Raw genomic sequence first — 19,822 nt, forward strand, 5'->3', positions numbered from 1 at the left:
CGAGGGTGAACAGAAGCGAAACAGCTTAAATGCGGCAGGGCCCGTTGCACGCATCTGCGTGCAACGGGCCCTGCCGGCTAGCTACTGCTCGATTCGGGCTTCTCCGGTTTAGCGGAAGTCCGAGCCGTGATCGTAGTCATCCATCGAGATGGCACGGAATTCAGGCGACAGCCCGCCTTCCAGCGCATCGTCGTACAGGCCCGAGGAGAAGGCCGAGGTGCCGGTGAACAAAGTTGCCTTTGCTTCATCGGTTGGCTCGACGTTGACCTGGGTGTAGCGATCCAGACCGGTACCGGCCGGGATCAGCTTACCGATGATCACGTTTTCCTTCAGACCGCGCAGTGGATCTTCCTTGCCTTCCATCGCAGCCTGGGTCAGGACGCGAGTGGTTTCCTGGAAGGAAGCAGCCGACAGCCACGAATCGGTGGCCAGCGATGCCTTGGTGATGCCCATCAGCTCGTCACGGCCGGCAGCTGGACGCTTGCCTTCCGAGACAGCCTTGCGGTTCGCCGCGGTGAAGCGCGAACGATCGGCCAACTCGCCTGGCAGCAAGTCGGTCTCGCCCGACTCGATGACAGTGACGCGGCGCAGCATCTGGCGGACGATGACTTCCACGTGCTTATCGTGGATGCCCACACCCTGGGACTGGTACACATCCTGGACCTCGCGGACCAGGAACTTCTGTGCCTCACGTGGGCCGAGGACTCGAAGAACCTGCTTCGGATCCAAGGTACCGCTGGTGAGCTGGGTACCGGCAACGATGCTTTCGCCCTCTTCAACCAACAGGCGAGCACGACGCAGAACCGGGTAGGCCTGCTTCTCGTCGCCGTTGTCCGGAGTCACTACAACACGCAGCTGCTTCTCGTCGTCTTCGATCGACACGCGACCGGAAACCTCGGACATCGGAGCCACACCCTTAGGGGTACGGGCTTCGAACAGTTCCTGGATACGAGGCAGACCCTGGGTGATATCGTCAGCCGACGCTACACCACCGGTGTGGAAGGTACGCATGGTCAGCTGGGTACCAGGCTCGCCGATGGACTGCGCGGCGATAATGCCAACAGCCTCGCCGATGTCCACGGTCTTGCCGCTGGCCAGCGAACGGCCGTAGCACAGAGCACAGGTTCCAACAGCCGAGTCGCAGGTCAGCACGGAGCGAACGCGGATTTCATCCACGCCTGCAGCGTACAGCTCGTCGATCAGCACGTCGCCGACATCCGAACCGGCGGTAGCCAGCACGGTGCCTTCAGTGTTCTTGACGTCGGTAGCCAGCGTACGGGTGTACGCCGAGTTCTCCACGGTCTCGTGCTTGACGCGGATGCCGGCAGAGTTATCTGCAATGGCAACGGTCAAGCCGCGCTTGGTGCCGCAGTCCTCTTCGCGAACGATAACATCCTGCGAAACGTCCACCAGACGACGGGTCAGGTAACCCGAGTTAGCGGTCTTCAGCGCGGTATCCGCCAGGCCCTTACGGGCACCGTGGGTCGCGATGAAGTACTCCAGAACCGACAGGCCTTCACGGTAGGAAGACTTGATCGGGCGAGGAATAATTTCACCCTTAGGGTTGGACACCAGACCACGGATACCCGCGATCTGACGCAATTGCAGGTAGTTACCACGAGCCTTGGAAGTCACCATTCGGTTAATGGTGTTCAGCTCTTCCATGCCGTTCTTCATTGCCTCGGCAACCTCGTCGGTAGCCTTGGTCCAGATGTCGATCAGGTCCTGGCGGCGCTCGGTATCTGCAATCAGGCCCTTGTCGTAGGAAGCCTGGACCTTGGCGGCCTTTACCTCGTAAGGAGCCAAGATGGCTGCCTTATCCATGTTCGAGGTAATGTCCGAGATCGCCACGGTGACACCCGAGCGGGTCGACCAGTAGAAACCGGCGTCCTTCAGGTTATCCAGGGTAGCTGCGGCAATGATCTTCGGGTAGCGCTCTGCCAGATCGTTGACGATCTCCGAGAGCGCATCCTTGCCCGCTACGGTGGCTACCCATGGGTAGTCCGCAGGCAGGGTGTCGTTGAACAGCACCTGGCCAAGCGAGGTATCCAGCAATGCCGGGGTACCTGGCTCCCAGCCCTCAGGGGCTGGCTGGTCTGCGGAAGGAACGAAGTTCTCCACGCGGACCTTGATCGGTGCGTTCAGGTGCAGTTCGCCCAGATCCTTGGCCATGATGGCCTCGGATACGGTAGCGAACACGCGGCCGGCGCCCTTTTCGGTTGCACGCTTGGTGGTCAAGTGGTGCAAGCCGATGATCATATCCTGCGAAGGCTGTGCCACTGGGCGGCCATCGGAAGGCTTCAAGATGTTGTGCGAGGACAGCATCAAGATACGGGCTTCAGCCTGTGCTTCTGGGCTCAGCGGCAGGTGGACTGCCATCTGGTCACCGTCGAAGTCAGCGTTGAACGCGCCGCAAACCAATGGGTGCAGCTGCAGGGCCTTGCCTTCGATCAGCTGTGGTTCGAAGGCCTGGATACCCAAGCGGTGCAGGGTAGGTGCACGGTTGAGCAGTACCGGGTGCTCGGTGATGATCTCTTCGAGAACATCCCAAACCTGCGGGCGGTAACGCTCGACCATGCGCTTAGCCGACTTGATGTTCTGTGCGTGGTTGAGGTCAACCAGGCGCTTCATCACGAAAGGCTTGAACAGCTCCAGGGCCATCTGCTTTGGCAGACCGCACTGGTGCAGCTTCAGCTGCGGGCCGACAACGATGACCGAACGGCCCGAGTAGTCAACGCGCTTGCCCAGCAGGTTCTGGCGGAAACGACCCTGCTTGCCCTTGAGCATGTCGCTCAGGGACTTCAGCGGGCGGTTGCCTGGCCCGGTCACCGGACGGCCACGACGGCCGTTATCGAACAGCGAGTCAACAGCTTCCTGCATCATGCGCTTTTCGTTGTTCACGATGATCTCTGGCGCACCGAGATCAAGCAGGCGCTTGAGGCGGTTGTTGCGGTTGATCACGCGGCGGTACAGGTCGTTCAGATCCGAGGTAGCGAAACGGCCACCGTCGAGCTGGACCATCGGGCGCAGTTCTGGCGGGATCACCGGAACGGCGTCAAGGACCATGCCCTTAGGCGAGTTGCCGTTGACAAGGAACGCGTTGACGACCTTCAGGCGCTTGAGCGCACGAGCCTTCTTCTGGCCCTTGCCGTTTTCGATGATGGTCTTCAGCTCTTCAGCTTCAGCCGCCAGATCGAAGTTCTCAAGGCGCTTCTGGATAGCTTCTGCACCCATGGAGCCTTCGAAGAACAGTCCGTACTTCTCACGCATGGTGCGGTACAGGCCTTCGTCGCCTTCGAGGTCGGCGACCTTCAGGTTCTTGAAGCGCTCCCAGACCGCACGCAGGCGCTCGGCTTCGGCCTTGGCGCGCTTGTCGATCTGCAGAACAGTCTTCTCGGCCAAGGTGCGGGCCTTGTTCAGCTCGGCATTCTTGGCGCCGTCAGCTTCCATGCGCTCCAGCTCGGCTTCCAGGTCGGCTGCAACAGCCTTCTTGTCAGCTTCCGAGTTGTTCGCAAGGTTGCGCAGTTCCAGGTCGTGCTGGGCCTGCAGGTTAGGCATTTCGGCGTGGCGGCGTGCTTCGTCGACACCGGTGATCATGTAGGCAGCGAAGTAGATGACCTTTTCGAGGTCCTTCGGAGCCAGATCGAGCAGGTAGCCCAAGCGCGATGGAACGCCCTTGAAGTACCAGATGTGGGTCACAGGAGCTGCCAGCTCGATGTGGCCCATGCGCTCACGGCGTACGTTCGCGCGGGTCACCTCGACGCCGCAACGCTCGCAGATGATGCCCTTGAAGCGCACGCGCTTGTACTTGCCGCAGTAGCATTCCCAGTCGCGGGAAGGGCCGAAGATCTTTTCGCAGAAAAGACCGTCCTTCTCCGGCTTCAGGGTGCGGTAGTTAATGGTTTCCGGCTTCTTGACCTCGCCGTAGCTCCATCCACGGATTTCATCCGCGGTGGCAAGGTTGATTCGCATGAGGCCGAATGAGGAATCGCTGGACATATGGTCCTTTTCTCTCTTCTGTGGTGTCTGAAGTCGATACGAATGAGGGTGGGAATTTGCCGCCGCTGCCTGCAGGTCCTGCAGGCAGGGCGCCAGATTACACTTCCTCTACGGAGTTCGGCTCCGACCGTGAAAGGTCGATGCCCAGCTCTTCAGCGGCGCGGAACGATTCCTCGTCCGACTCACGCATTTCGATAGTGTTGCCGTCGGTACCGAGTACCTCGACGTTCAAGCACAGCGACTGCATTTCCTTGATGAGCACCTTGAACGATTCTGGAACACCAGGCTCTGGAACGTTCTCGCCCTTGACGATAGCTTCGTAGACCTTCACGCGGCCGTGGATATCATCCGACTTGATGGTCAGGATTTCCTGCAGCGTGTAAGCGGCACCGTATGCTTCCAGTGCCCAAACTTCCATCTCGCCGAAGCGCTGGCCACCGAACTGGGCCTTACCGCCCAGTGGCTGCTGGGTGATCATGGAGTATGGACCGGTGGAACGGGCGTGGATCTTGTCGTCCACCAGGTGGTGGAGCTTCAAGATGTACATGTAGCCCACGGAAACCGGATCCGGCAGCGGGTCGCCGGAGCGGCCGTCGAACAGCTTCGCCTTGCCGGAGTTGCCAATCAGGCGCACACCGTCACGGGTCTTGCTGGTCGAATCCAGGATGCCGCGGATTTCCTCTTCGGAAGCGCCATCGAAGACCGGGGTTGCCACGGTGGTGGAACCGGACTCGCGTGGCAGGTTCGGCAGATCGCGGACCCATTCAGGCTCGCCTTCGATCTTCCAGCCCTGCTTGGCAGCCCAACCCAGGTGGATTTCCATAACCTGGCCGACGTTCATACGACCTGGCACACCTAGCGGGTTCAGGATGACATCCAGCGGGGTGCCGTCTTCCAGGAATGGCATGTCTTCCAGCGGCATGATGCGCGAGATGACACCCTTGTTACCGTGGCGACCTGCGAGCTTGTCGCCGATCGAGATCTTGCGCTTCTGGGCAACGTAGACGCGGACCAGCTGGTTGACACCAGGGGAAAGGTCATCGTCGTTGTCGCGGTCGAAGATGCGAACACCAATGACGGTGCCGGACTCGCCGTGCGGAACCTTCAGCGAGGTGTCGCGCACTTCGCGCGACTTCTCACCGAAGATGGCACGCAGCAGGCGCTCTTCCGGGGTCAGTTCGGTCTCGCCCTTAGGGGTGACACGGCCTACCAGCACGTCGCCGGCCTCGACCTCGGCACCGATGTAGACGATGCCGCGGTCATCGAGCTGGGAGAGGATGTCTTCCGAGACATTCGGGATGTCGCGGGTGATTTCCTCGGCACCGAGCTTGGTGTCGCGGGCGTCGACTTCGTGCTCTTCGATGTGAATCGAGGTGAGCACGTCGTCGAAGATCATGCGCTGGGAGAGGATGATCGCATCCTCGTAGTTGTAGCCTTCCCAGGACATGAATGCCACGAGCAGGTTCTTGCCCAGCGAGAGCTCGCCGGAGTCGGTCGAAGGACCGTCAGCGATGATCGACTGGTATTCCAGGCGGTCGCCTTCGGACACGCGAACGCGCTGGTTGTAGGCGTTGCCCTGGTTCGAGCGGGCGAACTTCATGATCGGGTACATCGACTCGGTGCCGTCATCGTTCATGACGACAACCAGGTCAGCGGATACCTCGGTGACCACGCCTGGCTTGGCGGCGACAACGGAGTCGCCGGCGTCAACCGCGGCGAACTTCTCCATGCCGGTACCCACCAGCGGACGCTCGGACTTCAGCAGCGGCACAGCCTGGCGCTGCATGTTGGCGCCCATCAGTGCGCGGTTGGCATCGTCGTGCTCGAGGAATGGAATCAGCGCGGTTGCCACCGAAACCATCTGGCGCGGCGAAACGTCCATGAAGGTCACTTCATCGGAGTCGACGATAACAGGCTCGCCGCCACCGCCCTTTTCGCGAACCAGAACGGTCTCTTCAACGAAGCGGCCGTTCTCATCCAGTGGCGCGTTGGCCTGTGCGATGTAGTGCTGCAGCTCGTCATCGGCGGTCAGGTAGTCGACCTCGTTGGACACGACGCCATTGGCGACGCGGCGGTACGGGGTTTCGATGAAGCCGAAGGAGTTGATGCGTCCGTAGGTAGCCAACGAACCGATCAGGCCGATGTTCGGGCCTTCAGGGGTTTCAATTGGGCACATGCGTCCGTAGTGGGACGGGTGGACGTCTCGTACTTCCATGCCTGCGCGGTCACGGGACAGGCCGCCTGGGCCCAGAGCCGACAAGCGGCGCTTGTGGGTCAGGCCGGCCAGCGGGTTGTTCTGGTCCATGAACTGCGAAAGCTGCGAGGTTCCGAAGAACTCCTTGATGGCAGCCACGACAGGGCGGATGTTAATCAGGGTCTGCGGGGTGATCGCCTCGACGTCCTGGGTGGTCATGCGCTCGCGCACAACACGCTCCATGCGGGACAGGCCGGTGCGGACCTGGTTCTCGATCAGTTCGCCCACGGCGCGGATGCGGCGGTTGCCGAAGTGGTCGATGTCGTCGACGTTAACGGGAACGTCAACGATCTCGCCCTTGCGGGTGCCCTGAACAGTCTTCTCGCCTGCGTGCAGCGCAACGAGGTAGCGGATCATCGCTACCAGGTCGTCCAGCGAGAGCACCGAAGCGTTCTCGGCGTTGACCGGAGTCTCCACGCCCAGCTTGCGGTTGATCTTGTAGCGGCCAACCTTTGCCAGGTCGTAGCGCTTAGGCTCGAAGTACATGTTCTTCAGCAGTGCCTGGGCGGCCTCAACCGTAGGAGGCTCGCCTGGACGCAGCTTGCGGTAGATGTCCAGCAAGGCTTCGTTCTGATCCCTGATGCTGTCCTTTTCCAAGGTTGCGCGCATCGAATCGTACTGGCCGAACTCGGACAGGATCTGCTCTTCGCTCCAGCCAAGGGCCTTGAGCAAGACGGTGACCGACTGCTTGCGCTTGCGATCAAGGCGTACGCCGATCTGGTCGCGCTTGTCGATTTCCAGCTCGAACCATGCACCACGCGATGGGATGATACGTGCCGAGAAGATCGTCTTGTCACTGGTCTTGTCCGGCGTGGACTCGAAGTACGCACCTGGGGAGCGAACCAGCTGGGACACAACGACACGCTCGGTGCCGTTGATAATGAAGGTGCCCTTTTCGCTCATCAGCGGGAAATCGCCCATGAACACGGTCTGCTGCTTGATTTCGCCGGTTTCATTGTTCATGAATTCGGCCTTGACATACAGCGGTGCCGCGTAGGTGGCGTCGCGGTCCTTGCACTCTGCGATCGAGTACTTAGGATCAGCGAACTCCGGATCCGAGAAGCTCAAGGACATGGTGTCCTGGAAGTCCTCGATTGGGGAGATTTCCTCGAAGATTTCTGCCAGGCCCGAGGTGTTGGGCACGCTGAAGTCACCAGCGGCTTCTGCCTTGGCCAGGCGCTCTACCCAGTTCTGGTTGCCGACGAGGCGGTCAAAGCTCTCGGTCTGCAATGCCAGCAGGTTAGGCACTTCAAGGGGTTCGTGAATCTTTGCAAAAGAAAGTCGGCCAGCGTATGCAGCATCGCGAGCCGAACTAGCGGTTTGGTTGTTAGGGTTGCTCGAGGCGACCAAGATGGATCCTTCCAAAGACCGTCAGGTTTCCGAACGCTTACCGTGCTAAGGTTCCCGCCATAGGACAGTTCCTCTTTTTTCGTCCGCACGAACCCACCGCTATATGAAGGCCGCGCGCGCAAACAGTAAGGCGCAAATTTCTACTCTACCGGAGGAAAATCCGGTTGTCGATACTCGGTGCAGAAATTCGTGCTATAGTTTTCGCCCCCACTTTCGCGCGGGCTGCCACTCAGGTTTCCAAGCACCGCGCCAGCGCGCAACCCGGTCGTACCGCGCACCGAAAAGTGCATGCATTTTCCCAACTGATGCCCTTGTTTTCGCGGATTCTTGCGAATTGCCAAAGGTCTCGGCCCGCTGAACGCAGTCTCCGGATTCCGGGCATCAGGCAACGTTATGCTTTCTGTCACATTCTCCTCAGCAGGCATCAGAAACCCCAATTTTTCTCCGCTTCAGCCGCATGGCGAACGTTCTTGGAGATTTTTTTCCGGGTATCCGGGAGGCTTGAAGCTACACGCTCCCCCAGCAGATATAAGCCTTTGCGACCTCGTGTGTCCGGTGGCTTCTTCTTTCGCCACTAGCTATGATCGAGCAAACATCCACGGTTAGGAGACGAAGTGAATAAGCTGCAGTCAGATGAAGCACTGACCCGAGTTACCCTGGACGCCTCGCGCCGGAACATCCCAATCGAGATTGTGCCGCGCGACAAGGTCCGCTCGCTGGAAGAGGCTGCGGACGCCTTGGGAATCTCGGCCTCGGCCTTGCTCAAGACGCTGGTTATCAAACGCACAGACGGCACCTTTGTCTTCGCGCTGATCCCCGGCGGGCGGAAACTGGACTGGGCGAAGCTGCGCGGAGTCATGGGCGTCAATAAGCTCTCCCTGCCATCTTCAGATATCGCTTGGGATGTCACGCACTACGAGAGCGGAACCATTACGCCTTTTGGCTCGCACACGGTACTGCCTGTCTACATCGATGCCAGCGTCTTCGAAGAGCCCGTATCGGAACAGATAGGACTGGGCAGCGGGGACCGAGCCCATGGACTGCTGGTTCGCGCCAAGGATTTGGTTAGCGGATTTGATGCCACGATTGCTGATATTTCGACTCCGGAATAACCAGCCCTGGCTTAGCCAATGCCTTCTTGGCCCAGGCCTGCGACTTGGTCAATCCCTTGATCGTCGCGTTGCGCAGCAGCAGACCCAGCGGCTGCTCGACGAAGCGTGCCACCAGGTAGGCAATTCCTAGCATCAGCACCAGCAAACCGGCCAGCAGCACGTACTTGTTCACGAAACCGTGCAGCTGGTTGATTAGCCACCAACCCCACAACTGGTGCACCAGGTACACCGGGTAAGTCAATGAACCGGCCACAGCCAGCCATTTGCCCTGGACGTTCTTGAGCGGAGTCAGGGTGCACACCGCCAGCAGAACTACGCACAGGACGGTCAGCAGCTGGAAATGCCAGGCCGGGATATCCATCCCGGAGAGCAAGTCCGCGTCACTGCGCCCCTTGATGCCGGTGAAAAATGCGGCGATGGCAGTATTGCCTGCGACCATGGACCACCGCAGAATGCTGTGGCCGCTTTGATAGATCAAGAAGAGCACCATGCCGGCTGCGAACAGGGCCGCATACTGCCCGGCAATCCATTCCTGCAGCTTGTCCAAGCTTGTGAAATGCAGATACAGGCCCAGAGCGGGCCAAATGGCAGAGAGCAAGAGGATGTGCTTGTTCTTCACGAAGCCCATGGACAAGAGCACTGCGAGCAACACGTAGAAACGCAACTCGACCCATAACGTCCAATAGACACCGTCCATATCGGTGACGCCGAATCCAGCCTGCATCATGCTCAGGTTGGGCAGAATATCACTGGCCGAGCGTCCCTCGTTGCCGGAGGGCCAGATCCCAAGCGAGAGTACTGTTGCTGCGAGTACCGCGAGCCAGTAGGCCGGGTAGAGGCGGCCCACACGCGAGCCGATGAAACCAATGACGTTCTTTCCCTGGAGGGACATCAGGATTACGAAGCCCGATATGAGGAAGAACAACTGCACACCCAGCTGTCCGTAGCGGGTGAATTCGGAGAGTACTGGCCAGAACTCTGCGGCCTGCCTCCCCCAGTGATCATGTCCCCATGCGGTGTAGTGGTACAGGACGACAATTAGCGCAGCTGTAATCCTCAATGCGTCTAGGAGCCCTAGCCGCGGTGCTGGTTTCTGGTTCTGGGTAGCTACGGTTTTTGACACATTTTCACTGTAAACAATGAACTTGAATAAACGCTGTTAATAGAAACGTTATAAAACAATTGCTATGGACTTCCCAGCTTAACGACCAAAGGCCCACAGACTTTCGTCTGTGGACCTTTGGCAATAAGTTGCGAGTGACCGCTGTACTTACTTAACGGTGACGGTAGCGCCGGCAGCTTCCAGAGCTTCCTTAGCCTTCTCGGCAGCGTCCTTTGCAACACCCTCAAGCAGAGCCTTTGGAGCAGCGTCAACGAGCTCCTTAGCTTCCTTCAGGCCCAGGGAAGTCAGTGCGCGAACTTCCTTGATAACTGCGATCTTCTTGTCGCCGGCCGACTCGAGGACTACGTCGAATTCGGTCTTCTCTTCAGCAGCAGCTTCGCCGCCTGCAGCTGGACCAGCAACTGCAACAGCAGCAGCGGTTACGTCGAAGGTCTCTTCGAATTCCTTAACGAACTCGGACAGTTCGATGATGGTCATTTCCTTGAATGCGGAAAGCAGCTCTTCGTTGCTGAGCTTCGCCATGGTGGGCGTCCTTTCGGTTTTTGGCCTTGAGGGCCGATGAATTTGGGTTTACGTTGCGAGAGAACTCGAAAGCTTAGGCTTCTGCCGGAGCTTCCTCGGCAGCTTCGCCACCGTTCTCGTCGAGCTTTGCACGCAGAGCTTCGACAGCGCGGGCAGCAGCGGAAGCTGGAGCCAGCAGCACTGCTGCAACGCGGGCGAGCTGAGTTTCGCGGGATTCCAGCGCAGCCAAAGCAGCGATGCCGCTCTGGTCCAGTGCCTTACCTTCGAACCAACCGGTCTTGATGACCAGCTTTTCGTTAGTCTTGGCGAATTCCGTGAGGCTCTTAGCGGCAGCAACTGCATCGCCCTTAATGAAGGCGATTGCGGTTGGACCAGAAAGCTGTTCATCGAAAGCATCGATGCCAGCGTTCTTCGCTGCGATTGCGGTCAAGGTGTTCTTTACGACTGCGTACTTGGTCTCCTGACCAAGCGAGCGGCGCAGATCCTTGAGCTGTGCAACGGTAAGCCCACGGTATTCGGTCAAGACAGCCGCCGACGAATCATTGAATTCCGCGGTGATTTCTTCAATCGCTGCAGTCTTGCTTGGGGTTGCCATAACACTCCTTCCGGGGATTTGTTCGGTACCGTTTCAAAACCGGCGAGGCCATAAAAATAGCCCCGCGCAGGAGCACAGGGCGTTTCAACTTATTCAAAGTCAAAAAATCTATGTAACCTGCGTTGGTCATCCTTGCGGATCTTTAGGAGCAGTTGGAAACCAAATGCTCGACCGACGGTCTTCGGTATTTCTAGTTTATAGGAGCACTCCAGCCCACAGCAAATCGAAGCCGGAGCCAATCTCATGATCCTGGTCACTAGGGGAATTAAATTAGAATGGCGGGACTCATTTACCAACGCTTGGGGAACGCTAGTAGTAAGTCCCGCCGATACAAAAGTTTTGGGGAAACTTTCGTATCTCATCCGCGTAGGGCCTTGGGGGATCCATACGCGGATGACCGAGATACTCGGTAGTCAAAGCTTATCATCGGCTACCGGCTGGTACGAAACATGAATACGCTTTCCAGCAGCCGTGGCCATCGCGCAGATTCCTCGCTTAAAAAGGAAGGGAGCATGCCGATTATCGGCATGCTCCCCCAAGCTAGTTAGCTACTAGACTTAGGCCTCAACGCGGGTTACGTTCGCGTCAACAGGAATACCTGGACCGAAGGTGGTAGCGATGGTTGCCTTCGAGATGTAGCGACCCTTCGAAGCCGAAGGCTTCAGGCGCATAACCTCTTCCAGAGCTGCTGCGTAGTTCTCGGTCAGCTGCTTTGCGTCGAACGAAACCTTGCCAATGATGAAGTGCAGGTTCGAGTGCTTGTCGACGCGGAAGTCGATCTTGCCGCCCTTGATGTCGGTTACAGCCTTGGCCACATCCATGGTCACGGTGCCGGTCTTAGGGTTTGGCATCAGGTTACGAGGACCCAGTACCTTACCCAAGCGGCCAACCTTGCCCATCAGGTCAGGGGTTGCAACTGCTGCGTCGAAGTCGGTCCAGCCGCCCTGGATCTTTTCGATCAGGTCGTCCGAGCCAACGAAGTCGGCGCCAGCTTCGCGAGCTGCTTCTGCCTTGTCACCGTTAGCGAAAACAACCACGCGGGCGGTCTTGCCGGTGCCGTGTGGAAGGTTTACGGTACCGCGAACCATCTGGTCAGCCTTACGTGGGTCAACACCCAGGCGGAAAGCAACCTCAACGGTCGAGTTGGTCTTATCGCCTGCGGTCTCCTTAGCCAGGGCAATTGCCTCGGCTGGAGCGTAGACGTTGTTGTCGGCATCGATCTTAGCCGCGGCGGCTACGTATGCTTTGCTGCGCTTTGCCATCTGCGTTTTCTCCTTATGCAGTCGTGGTCATATGGACCGCGCGGGGTCCTGCCACGGGCGAATCGATCAGATGACCGTTTCGCCTTAGATTGAATTCTTGAGTGCTATCCAGCGTGTGAACAGCGGAAGGCGGGATTAGCCTTCTACGGTCACGCCCATGGAGCGGGCGGTGCCGGCGATGATCTTGGCTGCAGCAGCCAGGTCATTTGCGTTCAGGTCAGCCATCTTGGTGGTGGCGATTTCCTCAACCTGAGCCTGGGTCAGGTTAGCAACCTTGTCGGTGTGCGGAACACCCGAACCCTTTGCAATGCCAGCTGCCTTCTTGATCAGCTCAGCTGCAGGAGGAGTCTTGGTGATGAAAGTGAACGAACGGTCTTCGTATACGGTGATCTCAACTGGAACAACGTTACCGCGCTGCGACTCGGTCGCTGCGTTGTAAGCCTTGCAGAATTCCATGATGTTGACGCCGTGCTGACCAAGGGCTGGACCGATTGGAGGAGCTGGGTTAGCAGCACCTGCCTGGATCTGCAGCTTGATGAGTCCGGTGACCTTTTTCTTTGGGGCCATGTCGGGTCCTTCTTACTCTTGCGTTTCCCGTGGCACAGGAGCGTGGCACGGGGATCTGGCTATCGTGGCGCGACAGCCAAGCGTACCCTCGCATCGATAAGCGACCGATGCGGGGCACGAAGACTTAATACTACTGGATCTTGGTGACCTGGTTGAAGTTCAGGGTCACTGGGGTTTCACGTTCGAAGATCGAAACCAGTACTACCAGCTGTGCGGCATCCAGCTTGATCTCCGAGATGGTTGCCGGCATCGTTTCGAACGGTCCGTCATTGACGATAACCGATTCGCCGACTTCGAAGTCCACGGTGACCTCAGTAATTGGAGCACGGCCTGGCTTGGACGCCGATGGCTGCTCTACTGGATCAACGATGGTGTGCTCAAGCATGGAGAACACTTCGTCAAGGCTCAGTGGGTTTGGATCGTGGGCGTTGCCAACGAATCCAGTGACACCTGGAGTGTGTCGAACAACACCCCACGACGCGTCAGTCAGCTCCATGCGGACCAGGACATAGCCCGGGATGCGCACGCGGCGAACGATCTTGCGCTGAGTGTTCTTGACCTCGACGACCTCTTCCATTGGAACCTGGATATCGAAGATGAACTCATCCATGTCCTGGGTCTGGATACGGGTCTCAAGATTGACCTTCACGCGGTTTTCGTAACCAGCGTAGGTGTGAATGACAAACCAGTCACCTGGAAGACGACGGAGCTTAGCGCGGAATTCTTCCTTGAGCTTGGCTACGTTGTCTTCGCCCTCGGCTTCTTCAGCGTCGGCTTCGTTGTCTTCGCCCTCGGCTTCTTCAGCTTCGGCTTCGTTGTCTTCGCCTTCAGCTTCTTCAGCTGCGCCTTCGATTACCTGAGCGTCTTCAGCGTCCTGTGCTGGTGCTTCGGTTGGGTCGACGTCAGCTTCTACAGCTGGCTCAACCTGATCGCCGGCGGCTTCAACGAACTCGTTTTCGACCTCGTCATTAATCTGCGGTTCGAGTTCCTTGTCGGACACTGCAGCTCCTGCTTTCTTTGACTGAATGACACTAAATTGCCTCGGGGTAATCATACCTCCGAGGCAACAAAATTACTGTTCGACCTTGTTGGTGAACAGGAGGATCGAACCCTGCCCAAAGACGAAGTCCAGGGCCGTCACGATCAGCATCACCACGACCACGAAACCGACAACAACCAGGAAATAATTCACTAGTTCACTGCGGGTCGGGGTGACGACCTTCTTAAGTTCTGCGATTACCTGGCGGAAAAACAAGAAGATCCGGGCAAAGAAACCCAACTTCTGTCCACCCTTACCGGAGCTGAGAGCAGATTCGGTCATGTTCTTCCTCGTTTCAAAAATTTGGCCAGTTGAAACAATCACGGTGTGCCATAGTCTATTCGACTGCAACACACCGTGATGAGATAATTCGCTAAGCGATAAATCGCTATTGCGCAGGGCAGACAGGACTCGAACCTGCAACCTGCGGTTTTGGAGACCGCTGCGCTACCAATTGCGCCACTACCCTTCGGAGCTTTTTACCGCTCGCACCTAGAACATCTTAGCGGATAAAACATTCAGCTTCGTCCGTTGCGATGTCTCGGCAACGAGAAATAACTTTACGCAACGAAATCGGAAATGTCGAACTAACAACCTCCGGTGTGGCGCAGAACGCATTCCCGCGCCCCGTTGCGCACCTTATTGTGTCATTTTCAAAATTGTGATGCTGAAGTGCAAGGTTGCGAACTAAACTGAGGTGTAACAGCTGTCCCCATAGACTTCAGGACGAATCCCCAATGTCTCGCATTTCTCGCCGCATCGGCGCAATTTCCGAATCCGCGACTCTCGCAGTAGATGCCAAGGCGAAGGCTCTTAAAGCAGCAGGTCGACCAGTAATCGGTTTCGGGGCCGGTGAACCCGACTTCCCAACCCCTGGCTACATTGTCGAAGCAGCAGTCAAGGCGGCCCAGGATCCAAAGAACCACCGCTACTCCCCTGCAGCCGGCCTTCCCGAGCTGCGCGAAGCAATCGCCGCCAAAACCATGCGCGATTCGGGCTACGAGCTCAAGGCCAACCAGGTTCTGGTCACCAATGGCGGCAAGCAGGCGGTGTACAACACCTTCGCAACCCTGCTTGATCCAGGTGACGAGGTCATCGTTCCGGCTCCGTACTGGACCACCTATCCCGAAGCCATCCAGCTCGCCGGAGGCAAGGCCGTATCGGTCTTTGCCGGCCCGGAGCAGGGCTACAAGGTTACCGTCGAACAGCTCGAATCCGTACTGACCGAACGCACCAAGGTGCTGCTGTTCGTTTCTCCTTCGAACCCCACCGGTTCCGTATACACCCCGGAGCAGGTCCGCGAGATCGGCCAGTGGGCTGCTTCCAAGGGGCTGTGGGTTGTTACCGATGAGATCTACGAGCACTTGACCTACGGCGATGCAACTTTCAGCTCCATCGCGACCTTGGTCCCAGAGCTCGAAGACCGAGTTGTCATCCTCAACGGCGTGGCAAAGACCTACGCAATGACCGGCTGGCGCGTGGGTTGGATGGCAGGTCCGCTGGATGTCATCAAGGCCGCCACCAACCTGCAGTCCCACGCCACCTCGAACGTTTCCAACGTATCGCAGCGAGCCGCCCTGGCTGCTGTTGCCGGGCCGCTGGATGCCGTGAACGACATGAAGGTTGCCTTCAACCGTCGCCGCTTGGCCATCGTCGAATCACTGAACGCGATTGACGGCCTGCACTGCCCTACTCCGGAAGGCGCGTTCTACGCGTATTCGGATGTTCGAGGCCTGCTGGGTCGCGAAATCCGCGGCGTTGTGAACAACACCAGTGCAGAACTTGCTGCTTTCATCCTGGAACAGTCAGAAGTTGCCGTCGTTCCAGGTGAAGCATTCGGCCCTTCCGGCTATATCCGCATGTCATATGCACTGGGTGATGCTGATCTCGAAGAAGGCGTCGCACGGATGGCCAAGCTGCTGGGCGAAGCCAAGTAGAAAAACCGCGCCGCTAAAGAAGCCGGGCAGTCCATGATGGACTGCCCGGCTTCTGTGCTTTGCCGCAGTGCCGTTTAGAGGATCTTGCGGTCCACAGCCCAACGGGTAAGTTCGTGGCGGTTGGATAGCTGGAGCTTGCGCAGCACATTGGACACATGCGATTCCACGGTCTTTACCGAGATGAACAGTTCCTTGGCTACTTCCTTATAGCTATATCCCCGGGCAATCAAACGCATGACTTGCAATTCGCGGTCAGAGAGCAAATCCAGCTCTTCATCAATTTCTGCCACCGGACCGCTGCTGCCAAAGGCGTCCAGGACGAACCCGGCCAAGCGTGGCGAGAACACGGCATCTCCCCCGGCCACGCGACGTACTGCATCGGAAATTTCGGCCCCGGAAATGCTCTTGGTGACATACCCGCGAGCACCGGCACGGATGACCGTCACTACGTCCTGTGCTGCGTCGGAAACGCTCAATGCCAGGAAACGCGTGGATCCCAGCAGCCCGGTGCACCCCTTGAGCACTTCGGCCCCGCCCCCGCCGCGGCCACCGGGCAGGTGCACATCCAGGAGCACCACATCCGGTTGCTGTTCGGTGATCACCTCGATGGCTCCTTCCACGGTGCCAGCTTCCCCGACAATCTGGATGTCCTGGGCCAAATCGGCACGTAAACCGGAACGGAAGATGGCGTGGTCATCCACCAGCACTACACGGTAGTTCTCGGTGGTGTTCTCAGCGTTCATGTTTCTATTCTTCCTCCATGTTCAGTGGCATGCTCAGCTGCACCTCGGTTCCGGATTCACCGCTCCGGATATGCGCCATGCCGCCTGCGCGTTGCATGCGGCCAATGATTGATTCCCTGACGCCGTGCCGGTCCGCCGGTATTCCATCTACTTCAAAACCGGTGCCGCGGTCACGCACATACACTTCTACTTGTTCGGCCGAGCATTCGATGAATACCGAAATCTTGCCCTCGGCATGCTTCGCTGCGTTCATCATCGCCTCGCGGCTAGCGGCCACCAGTGCCTGCTGCCCGGCAAAGCCCTGAGCATTGCCTACGGATATGACTTCTACATCACGCAGTAGCAGCTGTTCGATGTGGCTTGCCTCGTGCTGGATCTCAACGATTACATCTTCATCATCAAGGTCATGGTTGCCGTACAGCCATTGGCGCAGTTCACGCTCTTGGACGCGTGCCAAGGTTCTCACCGCCGCTGGGTCTTCACTGCGTTTTTGAATCACTGCCAAGGTCTGCAAGACCGAGTCGTGCAGGTGGGCCGCGAACTCTGCACGTTGGGCCGCCGCCTGGCGCGAGCTCCGTTCAGCGATGAAATCGCGCCAAAGCCGAGTGCCCCAGGGAAGCAACACCACGACTGCGCCGACAATGATCGCCAAGGCCGCCCACAAGCCGCCGAGCAGGTCTGTGGCTCCGACAGTATTGCCCAGCAGGGCCAGCAGACCGCCGATGACCAGGACCAGGCCAAAAGCCAGGCGCAGCAAGAAAGGCAATGACGGGCGCTTCTTGTGCTCGGTGATACCTTCATCGAACTGGATCCAAGCCAGCACAATACCGGCAATCACGCCCAAGGTAGGCCAGATCAGATCCCAGCGGATATTCCAGCCGGTCCACTGTCCATAAGCCAGGACGGCGAGCGCCAGCAGGCCCGCACCGATCAGCGTGTCACGCCAGGTGGAGTTCCTTTCCCAACCTTCGCGTGGACGGAAGATGCCTTGCTGCACCCGGTTCATTTCTTCAGCAAGGCTGCGTGATCTGGTGCCCCAGGAGCGAAGCTCGTCAGCGTGCGCCTCTTCGGCGCTCGGGACGAATGCCCAAAGCCACGCGTAGAGCAGAATGCCGATGCCGCCCAGTGCGGACAATCCCAGGAACCCAATACGCACGTACCCCAGCGGGATGCCCAGGTGCTCCGCGAGGCCGCCGCAGACGCCGGCGATTAGCCGGTTCTCGCTGCGCACCATCAAACGCCGTTCAGGACTTTCCATAGTTCTAAGTCAAGCACGTTCTTGTCGTTTCTTCCCGGTTGATCACCGGATCTAGGGGCACCCCTAGGGGAAGTTCAGGGTATCCCCTCATAGCGCGGGACCCCTGCCACACGAGAACATTGGACTATGAACAACGAAGGCTCTCAACGTCGTCGCGGCTTTTACGACCAGCTGCGCAAATCACCGATCACTCGCCAGGACTCGCAGTGGCTCGGTGGCGTTGCAACTGGTGTCGCCGAATATTTCAAGGTCGATGTAGTGCTGATCCGCGGCATCTTCGTGGTGCTCGGTGTCCTAGGCGGCTTGGGCATGGTGCTCTATGGACTGGCTTGGGCGTTGCTTCCTGATGCGGGAGGCAAAATGCATCTGGAAAGTGCCGTGAACCGGAACTGGACCAGCGGCATGACTGGCGCGGTGATCATCTTTGCGCTGGGCATCTTCCCTGCTCCCTGGTTCTTGGATTCGCTGGCACCGGTCCTGTGGCCCCTGGCTATTGTTGCGGCTATCGCATTCATTATCTTCAGCAGGAAGAACACCCGGTTTGCGCGTCCGGACCAAGCCCGCAATCCGGCAGCGACCGGTGACAGCTCTGCTGCCTCGCCAAGGGCTGCCGAGAAGAGCACCGCGTTGGAGCATCCTTGGCGTGAGGACGGCACCCAGAGTTTCAATGCGAGCGTAGCTAGCGGGTTCGGGACGAACTACCCGGATGCGCCGATGAAGGAGCACCCCATGAATTCAGGTGATTCTGGTCCAGCGGGCCAGTACGAAAATAGCTATTCGCCGGATCCCGCATACACGAAGGCCTACAGTGCCAAGGCGAATCGCAAGCCGATCAGCCGCCCGATTCCGGGTTGGCTTGGCACCACCGTCTTCGGCGTTACCGTGCTGGTGGTCGCCGTGGTCATGCTGGCCGACTACCTGGATATCGTGGCCTTGCCTGGTTCGGGCTGGACCGTGGCCTTGGCTTGCGGCCTGTTGCTTGTTGGCATCACCATTGTCCTAGCGGCCCTCTCCGGGCGAACCAGTGGAGGCCTGTTGGGTTTGGCCATTCCATTGCTGGTCCTGACGGTGATCTTCTCTGCTACGTCTTTCGAGGAATCTGCCCGCGGGTTCGTTCGATCGGCTACCGGCAGCGACAGCCAATACAGCGCTGTTTTCAGCAGCTCAACGGTTGACCTGACCCATCTGGGCAGTATCACCAAACCCACCACGGTGGAGATCGATTCGGTCTTCTCCAGAATGGATCTGCTGCTGCCGGACAATGTTCCGGTGAAGATCGAGACCGACGGCGCATTCCTTTCCGGAATGGATATGGAACTGCCGCAGGACCGGCGGTCCTTGCCGGGAAATGCACCAATGCTGACCATTCAAGTAGACGGAGTTTTTTCCTCGTTCTCCACGACCGTGGATGATCCCAGCATCCTGAACCCCAGCAACACGGATTTCTAAGGACTGAGCCCCATGAATACTTCTTCTACTCCCGCTAGGAAATTCCCTACCGGAACCTTGGTCTTCGGCCTGATTCTGATCGTTGTCGCCCTGGCATCGCTCAGCCGTCTGGTCTTGCAGTGGAGCTTTGACATGCCGCTGTTCTTCATCGCTATCGTCGCCTTGGCCGGCGTAGCCATGATCTTCTCCGGATTGGCATCGGCCGGCAAGGCCCGCAAATCCGAAGCCGAAGCACCGGTTCCCACCGACCCCAATCTCTAAGCCTCCAAGCTTTTCCAACAATTAGGAGTTCTCTGATGGACGCATTCTTCAACTCGCTTCGTTCCATGCCGCTTCGTCGCGGGCCAGGCCGATTGGCCGGTGGCGTCGCCGGGGGCATCGCCGACAAGTTCGGGTGGGATGTCACCTTGGTGCGTATCGCCCTACTGCTTTCGTTCTTGCTTCCGGTAATGGGTGTTGCTGCATATATCCTGGCGTGGATCCTGATCCCAGCGCAGGACAACACCATCATCTTGCAGAACTGGCTTCGCAAATTCTAAATACCGTTCCCGGCTGGCCTGCTCGGGAACGATGCTTGGCATCGCTATCCGGCTAGGGCGAGGCTCGTGCACT

General features: G+C 58.4%; 16 protein-coding genes and 1 tRNA gene. 5 read left to right on the forward strand and 12 right to left on the reverse strand.

Annotated elements, in window-relative coordinates:
* Positions 1-108: 108 nt before the first annotated feature.
* Both ACIP6G_RS02760 and ACIP6G_RS02765 read right to left on the reverse strand, forming a co-directional pair.
* Positions 109-3,999: a DNA-directed RNA polymerase subunit beta' gene (locus ACIP6G_RS02760; protein WP_400288537.1), complete on the reverse strand. Its 3,891-nt coding sequence runs from the start codon at positions 3,997-3,999 to the stop codon at positions 109-111.
* Between the two features lie 97 nt (positions 4,000-4,096).
* Entirely contained in the window at positions 4,097-7,603 is a 3,507-nt protein-coding gene (locus tag ACIP6G_RS02765) for a DNA-directed RNA polymerase subunit beta (protein WP_400288538.1), read from the reverse strand.
* 614 nt (positions 7,604-8,217) lie between these two features.
* Between ACIP6G_RS02765 and ACIP6G_RS02770 the strand changes: the two genes are divergently transcribed.
* Complete coding sequence (locus ACIP6G_RS02770; RefSeq protein WP_105657669.1) at positions 8,218-8,715, forward strand: aminoacyl-tRNA deacylase; 498 nt, start codon at positions 8,218-8,220, stop codon at positions 8,713-8,715.
* Here the strand turns inward: ACIP6G_RS02770 and ACIP6G_RS02775 are convergent.
* The 8 genes from ACIP6G_RS02775 to ACIP6G_RS02810 all read right to left on the reverse strand — a co-directional run bounded on the left by ACIP6G_RS02775 (position 8,669) and on the right by ACIP6G_RS02810 (position 14,292).
* Complete coding sequence (locus tag ACIP6G_RS02775; protein ID WP_400288541.1) at positions 8,669-9,838, reverse strand: acyltransferase family protein; 1,170 nt, start codon at positions 9,836-9,838, stop codon at positions 8,669-8,671. The two genes, ACIP6G_RS02770 and ACIP6G_RS02775, sit on opposite strands and share 47 nt — an antisense overlap.
* Positions 9,839-9,985: 147 nt before the next feature.
* Entirely contained in the window at positions 9,986-10,360 is a 375-nt protein-coding gene (gene rplL / locus ACIP6G_RS02780; RefSeq protein ID WP_133833621.1) for a 50S ribosomal protein L7/L12, read from the reverse strand.
* A 73-nt stretch (positions 10,361-10,433) separates the two neighbouring features.
* A complete protein-coding gene (gene rplJ, locus ACIP6G_RS02785; protein ID WP_105657672.1) occupies positions 10,434-10,955 on the reverse strand; it encodes a 50S ribosomal protein L10 in 522 nt (173 codons plus the stop codon).
* A gap of 557 nt (positions 10,956-11,512) precedes the next feature.
* On the reverse strand, positions 11,513-12,217 hold the full coding sequence (gene rplA / locus ACIP6G_RS02790; RefSeq protein WP_105661540.1) for a 50S ribosomal protein L1: 705 nt from the start codon (positions 12,215-12,217) through the stop codon (positions 11,513-11,515).
* Positions 12,218-12,352: 135 nt separating this feature from the next.
* Positions 12,353-12,784 (reverse strand): 50S ribosomal protein L11, encoded by a 432-nt coding sequence (gene rplK, locus ACIP6G_RS02795; RefSeq protein ID WP_105657674.1) that lies wholly within the window; start codon positions 12,782-12,784, stop codon positions 12,353-12,355.
* Positions 12,785-12,914: 130 nt separating this feature from the next.
* Positions 12,915-13,784: a transcription termination/antitermination protein NusG gene (gene nusG, locus ACIP6G_RS02800; protein ID WP_332487099.1), complete on the reverse strand. Its 870-nt coding sequence runs from the start codon at positions 13,782-13,784 to the stop codon at positions 12,915-12,917.
* A gap of 72 nt (positions 13,785-13,856) precedes the next feature.
* Positions 13,857-14,105 carry a preprotein translocase subunit SecE gene (gene secE, locus ACIP6G_RS02805; protein ID WP_038992215.1) on the reverse strand — a complete coding sequence of 83 codons (249 nt, stop codon included), beginning with the start codon at positions 14,103-14,105 and terminating at the stop codon, positions 13,857-13,859.
* A 114-nt stretch (positions 14,106-14,219) separates the two neighbouring features.
* Positions 14,220-14,292: transfer RNA gene (locus ACIP6G_RS02810), tRNA-Trp, on the reverse strand.
* Positions 14,293-14,560: 268 nt separating this feature from the next.
* Here ACIP6G_RS02810 and ACIP6G_RS02815 point away from each other — a divergent pair.
* Positions 14,561-15,760 (forward strand): pyridoxal phosphate-dependent aminotransferase, encoded by a 1,200-nt coding sequence (locus tag ACIP6G_RS02815; protein ID WP_400288545.1) that lies wholly within the window; start codon positions 14,561-14,563, stop codon positions 15,758-15,760.
* Between the two features lie 74 nt (positions 15,761-15,834).
* Here the strand turns inward: ACIP6G_RS02815 and ACIP6G_RS02820 are convergent, their stop codons facing one another.
* Both ACIP6G_RS02820 and ACIP6G_RS02825 read right to left on the reverse strand, forming a co-directional pair.
* On the reverse strand, positions 15,835-16,503 hold the full coding sequence (locus ACIP6G_RS02820) for a response regulator transcription factor (RefSeq protein ID WP_133833619.1): 669 nt from the start codon (positions 16,501-16,503) through the stop codon (positions 15,835-15,837).
* Positions 16,504-16,507: 4 nt separating this feature from the next.
* Positions 16,508-17,761 carry a PspC domain-containing protein gene (locus ACIP6G_RS02825; RefSeq protein ID WP_400288547.1) on the reverse strand — a complete coding sequence of 418 codons (1,254 nt, stop codon included), beginning with the start codon at positions 17,759-17,761 and terminating at the stop codon, positions 16,508-16,510.
* A gap of 126 nt (positions 17,762-17,887) precedes the next feature.
* Between ACIP6G_RS02825 and ACIP6G_RS02830 the strand changes: the two genes are divergently transcribed.
* From ACIP6G_RS02830 to ACIP6G_RS02840, 3 genes are read left to right on the forward strand one after another with little or no spacing between them, the layout of a single operon-like run.
* Complete coding sequence (locus ACIP6G_RS02830; protein WP_400288549.1) at positions 17,888-19,210, forward strand: PspC domain-containing protein; 1,323 nt, start codon at positions 17,888-17,890, stop codon at positions 19,208-19,210.
* A 12-nt stretch (positions 19,211-19,222) separates the two neighbouring features.
* Positions 19,223-19,471, forward strand: a complete 249-nt coding sequence (locus ACIP6G_RS02835; RefSeq protein WP_400288551.1) for a hypothetical protein — start codon at positions 19,223-19,225, stop codon at positions 19,469-19,471.
* Between the two features lie 35 nt (positions 19,472-19,506).
* On the forward strand, positions 19,507-19,749 hold the full coding sequence (locus ACIP6G_RS02840; protein WP_105656871.1) for a PspC domain-containing protein: 243 nt from the start codon (positions 19,507-19,509) through the stop codon (positions 19,747-19,749).
* Positions 19,750-19,822 lie beyond the last annotated feature (73 nt).

Source organism: Glutamicibacter sp. NPDC088483 (assembly GCF_044753145.1).
GTDB lineage: Bacteria > Actinomycetota > Actinomycetes > Actinomycetales > Micrococcaceae > Glutamicibacter.